General features: G+C 40.0%; 8 protein-coding genes. 4 read left to right on the top strand and 4 right to left on the bottom strand.

Features of this window, described 5'->3' with window-relative positions:
• Positions 1-24: 24 nt before the first annotated feature.
• On the bottom strand, positions 25-936 hold the full coding sequence (gene era, locus AB0756_RS22170) for a GTPase Era (protein WP_038083656.1): 912 nt from the start codon (positions 934-936) through the stop codon (positions 25-27).
• 212 nt (positions 937-1,148) lie between these two features.
• Positions 1,149-2,306 (bottom strand): succinylglutamate desuccinylase/aspartoacylase family protein, encoded by a 1,158-nt coding sequence (locus AB0756_RS22165; protein ID WP_038083658.1) that lies wholly within the window; start codon positions 2,304-2,306, stop codon positions 1,149-1,151.
• An 80-nt stretch (positions 2,307-2,386) separates the two neighbouring features.
• Here AB0756_RS22165 and AB0756_RS22160 point away from each other — a divergent pair, with 80 nt between their 5' ends.
• The 3 genes from AB0756_RS22160 (at position 2,387) to AB0756_RS22150 (ending at position 10,739) form a co-directional block, all read left to right on the top strand.
• A complete protein-coding gene (locus AB0756_RS22160) occupies positions 2,387-3,127 on the top strand; it encodes a 16S rRNA (uracil(1498)-N(3))-methyltransferase (protein ID WP_038083659.1) in 741 nt (246 codons plus the stop codon).
• 96 nt (positions 3,128-3,223) lie between these two features.
• Positions 3,224-4,312, top strand: coding sequence for a tetratricopeptide repeat protein (locus AB0756_RS22155; RefSeq protein ID WP_038083661.1), 1,089 nt, complete (start codon positions 3,224-3,226; stop codon positions 4,310-4,312).
• A gap of 1,048 nt (positions 4,313-5,360) precedes the next feature.
• Positions 5,361-10,739 carry a hypothetical protein gene (locus AB0756_RS22150; RefSeq protein WP_137986600.1) on the top strand — a complete coding sequence of 1,793 codons (5,379 nt, stop codon included), beginning with the start codon at positions 5,361-5,363 and terminating at the stop codon, positions 10,737-10,739.
• A 289-nt stretch (positions 10,740-11,028) separates the two neighbouring features.
• Here AB0756_RS22150 and AB0756_RS22145 read toward each other — a convergent pair whose 3' ends face one another.
• Positions 11,029-11,649, bottom strand: coding sequence for a hypothetical protein (locus AB0756_RS22145; RefSeq protein WP_038083665.1), 621 nt, complete (start codon positions 11,647-11,649; stop codon positions 11,029-11,031).
• Between the two features lie 448 nt (positions 11,650-12,097).
• Here AB0756_RS22145 and AB0756_RS22140 point away from each other — a divergent pair, with 448 nt between their 5' ends.
• Positions 12,098-12,760, top strand: a complete 663-nt coding sequence (locus AB0756_RS22140; RefSeq protein ID WP_050046841.1) for an esterase/lipase family protein — start codon at positions 12,098-12,100, stop codon at positions 12,758-12,760.
• On the opposite strand, the gene AB0756_RS22135 is transcribed toward AB0756_RS22140, so the two are convergent.
• Entirely contained in the window at positions 12,697-13,128 is a 432-nt protein-coding gene (locus AB0756_RS22135; RefSeq protein ID WP_050046840.1) for a VOC family protein, read from the bottom strand. The genes AB0756_RS22140 and AB0756_RS22135 overlap by 64 nt on opposite strands.
• Between the last annotated feature and the right edge of the window lie 191 nt (positions 13,129-13,319).

Raw genomic sequence — 13,319 nt, 5'->3', positions numbered from 1 at the left:
ATCATTCATAATTCATAATTCTTTTTACTCTTCTACGCGATATCCCAAGTCTGCCAATCGCATCCGAGAATGACGCCATTTCGGTTGTACTTTGACAAATAGCTCTAGGTAGACTTTACCAGCAATTAACTTTTGGATTTGCTCGCGAGCAGCACTACCAATTGCTTTTAACATGGTTCCACCTTTACCAATAAGAATGCCTTTTTGGGAATCGCGTTCTACGTGTATGGTAGCAAAGACTCGGGTAATAGTCGGAGTTTCCTCTACGCGATCGATTGCGATCGCCACTGAATGAGGAACTTCTTCACGAGTTAACAGTAAAATTTGTTCTCTGATTAACTCACCCATGATGAAGCGTTCTGGTTGATCGGTTACCAAATCGGGTGGATAGTACATCGGTCCTGGCTCTAATTGTTCAATTAGTAACCTTTGCAGTTCCGACAATCCGCTCCCTGTCTTAGCTGAAAATTTTACCGTTTGCCATTGAAGTGACTTTGCTAATTGAGCGTAACTCCCATCTATTTGTTGAAACTCTGCTGGTTGTTGGTCAATTTTATTCAAACCCAATATCACTGGTGTTTGACTGCGATTCAGTAGCTCGGAAATGTACAGATCGCCTGTTCCACAGACCGTAGAGCCATCCACAACAAACAGCACAATATCCACTGATTCAATTGCTATTTTGGCATTTTGCACCAAAACCTCTCCCAATTGATGGTGGGGTTTATGGATTCCTGGTGTATCTACAAAGATTAACTGTGCTTCTGGTGTTGTTAAAATGCCTCGCAACCGATTCCTTGTTGTTTGTGCGACTGGTGATGTAATGGCAATTTTTTGTCCTACCAAATGATTCATCAGCGTAGATTTACCGACATTAGGGCGACCAATAATGCCAATAAAACCCGACTTAAATCCAGGAGGAGCCTGCGGAATCATCACTTCTCCTGAATTAGAGAAGATGTTACTATCACTACTATTCACTCTTTGGCTCCACCCTCATCTTGTACCTTTAAAATTCCTAAATTTTGTTGTAAACAGAGAAAAAACATAAAATCACCCTGGCACTTCTCTTAATTGCCTTACGCCTTTGCTTAAAGTTTAACAATCTAATGGTCATATTTGTAGTTCCACTGATGAGCGCTCGCGGGTTACTGGTTATTGGTCACCGCAATCAAACCCAGTACAAACTCACCTTCATTAACGGCGTGATTGGTTGATGAGTCGTAAATTAGCCCATCTTGTTCGGCAAAGACATCAATGACAGTTGGTAATTTGCCTTCTTTATTAAATTGCAATACTTGATACAATTTATCTCCTACCTTTACCGAACTTCCCAATTCAACTTTTGATTGAATCATTCCACCTGTTGGAGCATAATATTTTTTGGCTTGGCTTCTCGTGCTAAAACTCATCTCAGGGGATGTGTTTTGTAATAAATCTCCTTTTACAGAAATGTCAGCAGTTTGCAGCACTCCTTTCTGGACTAAATAATTTTTTATACCCCTAAGTCCTTTCTCAACTGAATCGGGATTCATCTGCATTCCCGTTCCAAGTTCTAGCGTCCAAGCTTCCACATCAAACTTATTTTCTCTACCAAGTTCTTTGAAACATTTTTCCAGTGCTAACCAAGGTTTGATAAATGCTTCATCAAAAGCATTGCCATCATATTCATCTAATAAAATTCCAAGTGGAAGTAAAAAGTATTTTGCACTTTCTTCTCGATCGCGGAAGTAATATACATAGTTTAATCCTTGAGTTGTATGGCTGTGTATGTCGATCAGGTAATCTGCATCTATACTCAAAGATTGCAATTTATAACGAAATTTTTCTGTATAGGAGACGCTACTAGAAGAGTTAATCTTTTCTAAAAGATCTGTAAATTTTTGCTGAATAGCATCAAGATAATTTTTTCGTACTGTTTCTATATTTAAATGAATTTGAGAGCGAGCGAATTCCATTATATTTTTAGTAAACTTCTCATAATCCCAAAAAATACGGTTCCAATCTTTAGCTTCCGAAATACAATACCTTCCAGAAGAAAAAAAATGCGATCGCTGATTTGTACTCATAGAATTACAAACAGGAACCAGCCAGATTTCTCCAGCTAGGTCTGTGGGCTCTACAGATAGCAAAAATTCAATAAGTTGGTGAATAACAGCATTGCCAACAATTTCTGCACCGTGTAGGTTAGATTGAATATAAACTTTTTTGCCGGGATGAGCACCATTAAATTTATAGACTTGAAACGAGAGTACATCGCCTGAAGCCATATGGCGCTGCGGGATTGTTTCAATGTTTGGAAGCATGACAGTGCTGAGGGATAATGAATAAATAAATTAAACCAATAACAACTAACAAATAACAACCAACAACTAACCCTTAACAAATGCAAAGAATTGCGATCGCGCCATCCCAACTCCAACAAGGGCAAATTTTGCTCACTCCCCAACAACAGCATTATCTGGGGCGTGTTTTGCGTTTGCGTACAGGCGATCGCTTTATTGCAATGGATGGAATGGGACAATGGTGGCTGGCGTCTTTGGAAGGGGATAACGCTCGGGTTTTAGAACCAATGGTCGTGCAAACCGAATTAAGAGCAACCATAACGCTGATACTGGCTTTGCCTAAGGGTAACGCATTTGATGATGTAGTACGCAGCTGTACTGAGTTAGGAGTTGCTATCATTGCTCCGGCGATCGGCGATCGGACTTTACTCAAACCAAGCTCTCAGAAACTTGAAAGATGGCAGCGAATTGCACGAGAAGCCGCAGAACAATCCGAACGTTCTTTTGTTCCGACTATTTTAGAACCTGTCTCCTTCAGCACAGCTTTATCATCTGCAAGCGATTGGCAATACATCTGTGTTGCTCGCGGTCAGTCTCCTCATTTGCGAGATTGCTTGCAAAACAACACACAAATGGCAAATGACGACGGACAAAGAACAATTGCCATTGCAGTGGGACCGGAGGGAGGATGGACGCAAAAAGAAGTAGAGTGCGCTATTGACGCAGGATTTCAACCTGTTTCGCTTGGGCGTCGCATTCTCAGAGCAGTCACAGCTCCAATTGTTGCCCTATCTATTGTGGCAGCTGAGTTAGAATCTGGAAAATTTGGGAACTATAAATAATAATTTGGTGCTAAGACTTACCGCCTGCTGTGAGTCCAATACTGCAAACCCTTAACTTGACTGTCTGCAAAATCCCAAATCTAAAATCCCAAATCCATGCTTGAGCAAGTTGCTTCTGCCTTAGAGCGTAAAGATTATGCTACTGCTGCTAAATTACTCAAACAGTTACTGAAAGAATCGCCAGATAATCCTTGGGTGCAGTTTTATTTGGGAAGGTTCTATGAATCTACTGGAAAGCAAGCAGAGGCGGAAAAATCTTACCGCCGACTGTTACGCGATACGACGAATTCTAAGTTACTGACACAAGCACGTCAAGGTTTGCAACGCTTGGAAGACATCGCAAAAGAGGAGCGACAGCAAGCGAAAGCGAAAGCAACAGCTGATTCTGGCAATAAAGAATTGGGAGTCTTAGTCTTAGAACCAATTGGCAATGATTTGAAAACTCAAGCAGCACAAAAATTTGCTCAAATTATGCAGATTGATGCTTATAATGCAAGACTGATGCTGCCAAGTCGGAGTTGGCGCGTATATCGAGCGGGAGCAGTAGGAGAGCTAAAATATTATGGAGAACAGCTACGTAATGCTGATATTCCCTGTTTTTGGACGAGTCTTTCTGAAATTCAAAAAATTAAAGTCTTTCAAGTCAGTTACTTTCAAGAATCTACTTCAGGTATAACCGTCATTTGCAAAAATGATTCAAATCAACTTGGTTCCCTTAACTTTGAATGGTCAGAAGTCCGAGGACGCGTACAGGGACTGCTACCTATTTTTGAACAAGTTGTAGACAGAAACGTGCGTGGTCAATTGGAACGCAAAACTCAAACTCAAGACTATTTTAAATTTTGCGATTTACATCTTCCTGGAAGAAAATCAATTTTGCGATTTTATGATAATGGATATAACTATCATGAAGGTATAGAAATTGCCGATCGCATGAGCCAAAGTACGATCAAAATGAATTGGAATAAATTGTTAAGCTGGCTTGACCAAAAGCTTCTACAGGTTGAAGTATGGTCGGAGTTTACACATTTTGCAGAAACAGTATTAGACAGAACAGAGCTACTACATCAAATTCCATCTCATATTCATTTATTTCGTCGAGAACCAACTGCTTGGGACTCAGCTTTTCACTTATACAGTAGTTTGGTTTTTTTACAAAATGTTGCAATTAACAGCAACTATTGACCAGTTACTTACCGGATTTAAAACAGGTATTTAGATAATAAAGCAATTTCTTTTTTCCATATATAAATTAAGGGGCTTACAGGGTAAGGTTTATTTGTAATTTCTATGTATGATGATTGTAATTAGTAATGTGTGTTTGATTCAAAAATTTAATAAAATTTTAATTAATACTCAATTTTATCCTAATTTTCCTACTTGTAATTTTTCGTAACTTTTAAGAAGCTTTAGTAACATACCTTTTCGGGTCGATAAAACCTAGAAAGCTTTGATAAAACTGGATTATCGTAATTTGCATTTCTAAGCAAATGTGGCTAAGTTAATACTTGACATTCTCATAAAAGCACTGAGATACTTAATAAGACAACAGAAACACCTTAAAGCTTTACACACTTATAGTTTTGTATGAAACCTGCTTGAGCGCTCCAAGCAAAGGTTGGGAAAATGCATTCTTATCTCACTCGCAGTTTCTAGTTACATGGATGAGACACATATGTTTGTATCAACGCATGTTTAGTCCAATATATTTGGCAAACAAGTGATACTAAATTCGCGTCTTATACCCCCTTTATAATAGAGTCCGCGCAGGCGGTGAGTTTAGTCCTGTAGGCGGGTTTCCCGCCGTAGGGAACTAGCGAACCCGAAGGGACTTCGTTTGTATAGCCGTGATTTCTAATCACTAGGGCTTACTTGGGGTGGTAAAAACGGATTTGGTATGATATGGCAGTTATCGGGACTGTGATGAAGGCAATAAGAATTATTGTAAATTAAAACAAACATTGCATATTTTTTAATTCAAAATACCATTTTATGGAGTAACAATAACTGATTGCTTGTAAAACGGATATTTTAATATATTATACAAAAGTACTTTTTGTAAAAAAATACAAAAATGTTGTTTTATCATCAAACAGTAGCCCAGATAGCTATCATTGCTATCTCTAGCAATGCCGGGAAACTTGATTGAGGAGTGTTGATAACCAAGAGCAAATAAAAAAGTCTAAGTATGAGATTCTTCGGTTTCAATCAAAAGAAAAAAAAGGAAAAAAGCGTGAGTAAGCAAGCAAGCTCCATACCGAGTGTTGATTTAGTTATTGTCATTGATACAAGCCCTTCAATGAAAGATGAAGCCCGCTCGCTCAGTGATGCGGCTTCCAGTGCGATCGCAAAAGCTAAATCCAGTTGTCCTTCCGACTTGAGAGTGGTTTGGTTGGGTATAGAAGGGACTTGGAAAGGAACCTCTTTTGACCAAACTGTCAGAGCTTATTTAACTCAAAAGTGCAAGGTGTCTGAATCCAAACTCCGGGGTCGAAAAAAAGGAGAAGTTGCAGACGCAGGAGCGCAAGAGGATGCGGCTCGCGCCATCGAAGATATTTCCGATTACTTTGATTGGCGCACAGGTGCAGCCAGAGCAATTTTCTATCTCGGTGATGAAGCCCTTGAAGGGGGTGGAGATAAAACAGATCGAGAGGATATTAAAGCGACTAATTTGGCAATCCAAAAAGCCCAAGGCGCAGGAATTACCGTTCATACTTATTTTGGAACGTCCAAAAGCAAGCATTCAGAAGGTATCAAAACTGAATACGCCAGACTTGCAACTTCAACAGGCGGACAAGCCTTTACAGATAAAGATGCCATTAGCGGTTTTAGCGCTGTCTTAGAAAAAGTTATTTGTGGTAGTCGCACAGCTAAACCAGTAAAGCTCGCGCCAGGAGCGGTTTACATTCAAGATTGTGTCTCCAATGAATTCAGCAAACTTTACACTCTAGATTTAGCCACAGGTAAAGCTTCTTTAATTGGCGAAATCGTGACAGAAGTTTCGGATATTGCTTTTGTTGGTTCTCAACTCTATGGGCTCGATCGAGAAGGCGATAAAACTCAACTCATTAAAATCGATCTCAATTCAGGTAATGCTACCGTCATTGGCAATATTGGCTTTGCAGCAGCTGGTTTAACATACAGTCGCTATCGTCGAACTCTCTACGCCACAACTGCCAAACAACTGATAGCAATTAATTTAGAAACAGGCAAGGGAACGCCAATTGCCACGGTAGCAGGGAAAGATTATAACTGTGGCGAAGTTGCCTTTGATGCTAATGGTAAGGCTTATATTACCTTAATCGGTTACGACAAGAAAAAGCTTTTAGCAAGCTGCAATCTGGATACAGGCGAAGTCAAAAATATCGGTGATATTGGCTTTCCCGATCTTGCCAGTATGGAATTTGTTGGCGATGTTCTCTATGGCGTGACGGGCAATTTCTATAAGTTAGGTAAAGACGGTCAATTAATCCGTATTGATACTACCACCGGTCGGGGAACTTTAGTGACCTCCACAGATCCTGCTGGTCGTTGGGCAGGTATTACCATTTACGAACCAGTGAAGGTAGTCACAACAGAAATCACTCCAGGAGTCAGCACGAACGAAGAATCTGGAAAGACAAACGAAGAATCTGGAAAGACAAAAGTGACTGAAGAAAATAAAGTTGTTAGGGAGGAAAGTATGAACCTTTTAACCATCGATACCAAGAATAACTGTTATGTTATCGACGCCAATCAAATGAACAATTTGCAACAACATGTTGCTAGTTCCTTTACCTTCGATAAAGGGACGTTTGATATCAAAATTACTGGCGGTCGCTACAGTTATGCTAAAGCAAAAACAGAAGGAGAACCATTTGTTTTACTTTGGATCTATGGAGTTGATGGAAGTACGTTTATCAATAAAAACACGGGTTTTGAGGTAGGTGCAACCTGGACAACATTAAATGGATATAGCGATCGCCTCAAATTAGAAGTCAAAGAAAGAGCAGTTCTGTGTGCTTTGTTCTTCGATCTAAACAATACGGATAACAGTGGTACCATTGACCTTTTAATTACCAGTAACAAACCCTTTTTCAATCCTCACACTTTAAAAGTCGATAGCAAACGCAATTGCTATGTGTTGGATGAAAGTCACTTGTCGAGCCTGAAACAATCTGGTTCTAATGTGGTGGAACTCAATCCCGGAAACTATCGCATCAAAATTCGGGAAGGGAATGCCAGCTACTGGTCTGATAACAAGAAATTTAACATAGAACCTTGGGCTTTAATTTGGGTTCAGGGTGGAAAATTTGTGACTAAGCTGACGGGTATTGAAGTTGCAGAAACTTGGTGCTCTCTGAATGGTCTAAAAGACGAAGTCATTATAGAAGTCAAAGAAAAAACGACCTTAACAGGTTTATTTTTTGACACCTTCAAGGAAGATAATGAAGGACAAATTGTTCTGGCAATAGAGCCAGTGAGTGTCACTGAACTCACCAAAATCTCTGAAAATCGTGAAAAGATTAGCGTTCAAGAACGGACAAAAGAAACAACTGTTACGACCGAGACTGTGACAACTTTTGAAGGTTCAGGTGGATCTGGAAGTCGCGAACGTGAAACAGTGACTGCGGGTAACTCGATAGAGTTCACCTTCCGCTTTAACGAAGATGAGTTCAAGAAAAAGTGGGAAGAGCAGTTACAGCAAATTGACAAATCTCTCAAGGGGCTAGATGAAAAAGACGTCACACTAGAAGCGAAATATTGGGATCAGCTCGAGCATTGGCTGCTGAAAAACTATGAGAAGCACTTTAAAAACTTAGCTGTAGAAGTGGCGAAAGTCCGATTCACGATGGACGCTTACACGCAGCAAATGGAGTTTAGTCTCAACCAGCATTTGCAAGGCTGGTCTACCTACTTAGACAGGCTACTACAAGATCGGATCAACGTTGAGATTTCAAAGAGAATCAATCAACAGATCAACCAGTATTTTGACCAAACCTTTGAGCAAAAAATCCGTAACAATGTTGGATTAATTATCAACAATATTATCAATAAGCAGGAACTCAACCAGTACATCGATCGCTATGTTGAGCGTCAACTCGACCAAAGCTTCGAGCAAAAAGTGCAGAATAATGTTGCCTTAATTGTCAACAACATTGTTAACAGACAAGAACTCAACCAGCACATTGACCAGCACATCGATCGCCAAGTCAACCAGACTTTCGAGCAAAAGGTGCGTAACAACATTGAACTCATTGTTAACAATATCGTTAACAAGCAGGAGTTCAACCAGCACATCAACCAGCACGTTGACAGCCAAGTCAACCAAACCTTCGAGCAAAAGGTGCGTAACAACATTGAACTCATTGTTAACAATATTGTGACCAAACAGGAGTTCAATCAGCACATCGACCAGCACGTTGACAGCCAAGTCAACCAAACCTTCGAGCAAAAGGTGCGTAACAACATTGAACTCATTGTTAACAATATTGTGACCAAGCAAGAGTTCAATCAGCACATCGACCAGCACGTTGATACACAAATTGAGCAGACCTTCGAGCAAAAGGTACACAATCATATCAACGCAATTACTCAAGCTCTTGTCACTAATAATACCGAGCTTAACCAGTACGTCAACCAGCAAATTGACAATACTTATGAGCAAAAGATTCAAAATAACCTATCATTGATTACTCACAACATTGTGAATAACAATCAGGAATTGAATCAGTACATCGAGCACCGCTTGCAGGAGACGGTCATCAACAACACGGAGGTTAATAACGAAATTGTCAACCTCGTTTCCAACAGTACCGAAATTAACGAAAAGATTGAAAATCTCCGCAGCGAGTGGAACCAAACATTCATCAACCTAGTGACACAGAACGCCGATATACTGATTAACACCATCGGTGGTAAAGAGACATTCAACCAACTCATCAATCAGAAGATTGTTAATAACAATACGGAAATTAACGAGTACATCAGCCTGCAAATTGACAATACTTACGAGCAAAAAATCCAAAATAACCTGTCATTGATTACTCACAACATTGTGAATAACAATCAGGAATTGAATCAGTACATCGACAACCGCTTGCAAGAAACAGTCATCAACAACACGGAAATTAACAACGAGATTATAAACCTTGTTTCTAACAGTACCGAAATCAACAACAAGATTGAAAATCTCCGCAACGAGTGGAATCAAACATTCATCAGCCTGGCGACACAGCATATCGATAGTCTGATTAATACCATCGGTGGGAAAGAGACATTCAACCAACTTATTATCCAAAAGATTGTCAATAACAATACAGCTATTGACCAGTACATTAGCCAGCAAATTGACAATACTTACGAGCAGAAGATTCAAAATAACCTGCAATTGATTACTCACAACATTGTGAATAACAATGAGGAATTAAACCAGTACATCGATAATCGCTTGCAGCAAATTGTCGTCAACAACACGGAAATTAATAACAAGCTGGAAAATCTCCGCAACGAGTGGAATCAAACATTCATCAATCTGGCGACACAGCACATCGATCGATTAATCAGCATTATCGGGAACAGAGAAACATTCAACCAACTTATCACTCAGAAGATTGTCAACAACAATACTGACATTGACCAGTACATCAGCCTGCAAATTGACAATACCTACGAGCAGAAAGTCCGCAATTACATCCAGTTGATTACTCACAATATTGTGAATAACAATCAGGAATTAAACCAGTACATCGATAACCGCTTGCAGCAAACTGTCCTCAACAACACGGAAATCAACTACGAAATTATCAATCTTATTTCCAACAGTACTGAAATTAACACCAAGATTGAAAATCTTCGCAATGAGTGGAATCAAGCATTTATCAATCTGGCGACACAGCATATCGAGCAACTGATTAGCATCATTGGGAATAAAGACACCTTCAACCAACTGCTCGTCCAAAAGATTGTCAATAACAATACGGAAATTAACCAGTACATCAGCCAGCAAATTGACAATACTTACGAGCAAAAAGTTCGCAATTACATTCAAGTCATTACCCAAAACATTGTGAATAACAATGAGGAATTAAATCAGTACTTCGACCAGCGCCTGCAGCAAACTGTCATCAGCAACACTAACATTAACAACCAGATTGTCAACTTTGTTGCCAACAGCACTGAAATTAACAACAAGATTAACAACGTCTACAGAGATATTGACATCAAGATTGCCAATGTCCGCAATGAGTGGAACCAATCTTTCATCAGTCTTGTTGGACAGTACGTTGATGAAATAATTAACATCATCGGTAACAGAGATACATTCAATATCCGAATTGCTAATTTAATCAACGTCAAGGTAGATGAGCTTCTCAATCAAATCTTGAGAACCAAGAACGAATTGACCGTGATTATGAACAATGCGGACAGACATCTCTACGAGTGGACGTTGGGAGAACTCATGGCTATCAAAGGCTGCTTAACAGATCGCCAAGCTTTTGTTGAGCACTTGGTTTCCTTTAGCACCGAACTGCGAACCAAGCTCGATTGTGCGCCTTGCGTGGACATCAACACCATCAAGCCCTTTAAGCCCCTTTCTTCCACTCAACCACAGCAATTACCAGGAAGCTAATGATGGCTCGTGTGTCAAATTAATTCTGATGAGTTAAGTTAGTTAAAATCCCCGACTTCTTTAAGAAGTCGGGGATTTTGCACTTGTGAATCTTTCGATGACTATATGTTTAGTCGTCGTCTTTTCAGGTTCCAACTTCCCTCGGAACAATGTCTTGATTTCCCGATGGTTCATCCCACTCAGTACACTGCGCGAACGCGTTAAGACGTGGGGCTTCTGCCAGATTCAACTAAAAAACCCAGTTTCTCTTTTAGGGAAACTGGGTGCTAGCAAGTTTTCTATAACTGAATTACTTAGCGGGTTTCACCTGACGTGCCATATCCAAGAAAGGATTCATGTTAGCACCGGGACGCCGACGACCATTGCTACTGTTAGGTACAAGATATTTTGGTGCAAAAGTTGTTTCGGATGGTTGCTCTTGTATAACTTTTTTTGCTGCTTCAGCTTTTGCTGGTTGAACGGGTTCCGGTCTGACACCGTTAGAAGTTTGTACTAACTCTACCTTAGTAGGTTGTGCATCATCTGATGATTTGGCACTCGCAGCTTTAGCACTCAATGCTCTAGCACGCGGTGTAGCACCCTTTTTCCCATTTTGTATTGCTTCCGCTTTTGCTGCAACAGGTTGAGCAGCTTGCTCTTGCTTTTCTTTCGCTGCTGCGGTTTCTACCTCTTTCTCTGTGGTTGACACAACTGATTGCGCTGCTTCAACAGTTTTCGATGCCGCTTCCTTAGTCTTCGATGCCACTGTTTGCGCTACTTCCTTAGTCTTCGATGCTGCTTTTTTAGCTGCATCTTGTGCTACTTCAGTAGCATCATCTAACTCTAGATAGTAGCCGCTTTTTTTACCACCAAACAGCCCGATGAAAAAATTCAAAATTCCGACAATTAAATTTTTGATAAAACCGAACATTACAATTTCTCCTGCCTTTTATACCTGGTCTCTGACCGCAATCCTTAAACAATCACGGAATATTGTTACGTTTTATCAAGACATACATCACTAACCCAGTCGCCTGTATAACCATCTGGGTAACAGCCTCCGCAGGCTTATTTCTCAACAAGGTTGTTGTCACAGGACGGGTTAATGCTCATAAGCTCTTGCTTTCAGGCACTCGTAACCTGTATACAGTCAGATTTAATTATTAAATTTTACTGTAACTATAGGCAAGATTTTGAGAGACTGCTTAAAAAAAGTTAATATTTAATGGGGACGGTAGGGGTTTCCTTTAGGGATAAGGGATCTTGGCGTTTTTGCCTGTGCTTGCTCTCATCCCACTTAAAGGAGTGTCATATTCTGTATGTCAAGTAGCAACTATTCTTGATTAAATTAGAAAAAATATTTACACAAAATATTGCAAATGACTGGTATAAAAAAACAAAAAAACCCCGTAGTACTGGTACATGGCATTTTTGATACCGGGCGAGTTTTCGACAAAATGATTCCCTACCTGAAACAGAGAAATTTTACTTTGTACGACCTAGACTTAGTACCAAATACCGGTGGAATTGGCCTTGATGATTTGGGAAAGCAAGTCGCTCATTATATTGAAGTAACTTTTGACCCAGAACAACCTATAGATTTAGTAGGTTTTAGTATGGGTGGTATCGTCAGTCGTTATTACATTCAGAAACTCGGTGGTATAAATCGCGTACAACGTTTCATCACTATCTCCTCTCCACATCACGGTACTTGGGTAGCCTTTTGCAACCAGGGCGTAGGTTGTATCCAAATGCGTCCTGACAGTGCTTTTCTGCAAGATTTAAACCGAGATGTTGCCATGTTGAAACAGCTAGATTTTACATCTATATGGACACCATACGATTTGATGATTGTCCCTGCCAATAGTTCGCAAATGCCCGTAGGACGAAACGTAATCGTCCCAGTTTTAACTCATGCTTGGATGCTGACGGATATTAGAAGCTTGGCTTCAGTTGCAGAAGCTTTAGCGACTCCACTTCAAGGTGAATCGCCAATTTGTGTATACTCAGAACTCCCAAAAATCGCTTCAGAATTACGGTAGTACTTAAATTCCATCAAGTTATAAAAAGGGTCTTCTAAGAAGAAAGTGCGATGTTCTAAAGGAGAACCAACAAAACGGTGTTTGGGTTCTTCGTGAAAAAGTAGCTGTTGTTGTTGTGCTCTTAGCAGTAAAGCTTCCCAATCTTCAACTGCTGTAAAAATTATTCCAAAATGCCTCGGGTATATACTGCGTTGGGGGACGAGAGGTTCTTTAGTTACGTGAGCAACTAGTTGATGCTCGTAGAGTTTGAGAATGAGAGCATGGCGATTCTCCCGACCGGGGATACAACCCAAACCATCTACATAATAAGATTTTGCTTGGGTAATATCTGTGACAGGAAAGGCAAGGTGAAATAAAGTTGGATTCATAGCTAGTACCAAAAGGCTGAGGGCGCATAATTACTGAAAGTCTTGCTCAAACGGCATGGCAAGAATCAGCATATTTACCATTCTCATTTTAGAGAAAAAACAAATAAACAAGTAACATAAAATACCAACTCTTTGGCTTCTCATCCTGTGTTTTTAAATTAATAACACCCAGACATAGGCCAGAAGCCAAT

It is taken from the genome of Tolypothrix campylonemoides VB511288_2, from assembly GCF_045999855.1.
GTDB lineage: Bacteria > Cyanobacteriota > Cyanobacteriia > Cyanobacteriales > Nostocaceae > Scytonema > Scytonema bouteillei_A.
The sequence above is the reverse complement of the archived record's forward strand: the minus strand, read 5'-3'. Positions and strand labels throughout refer to the sequence as shown.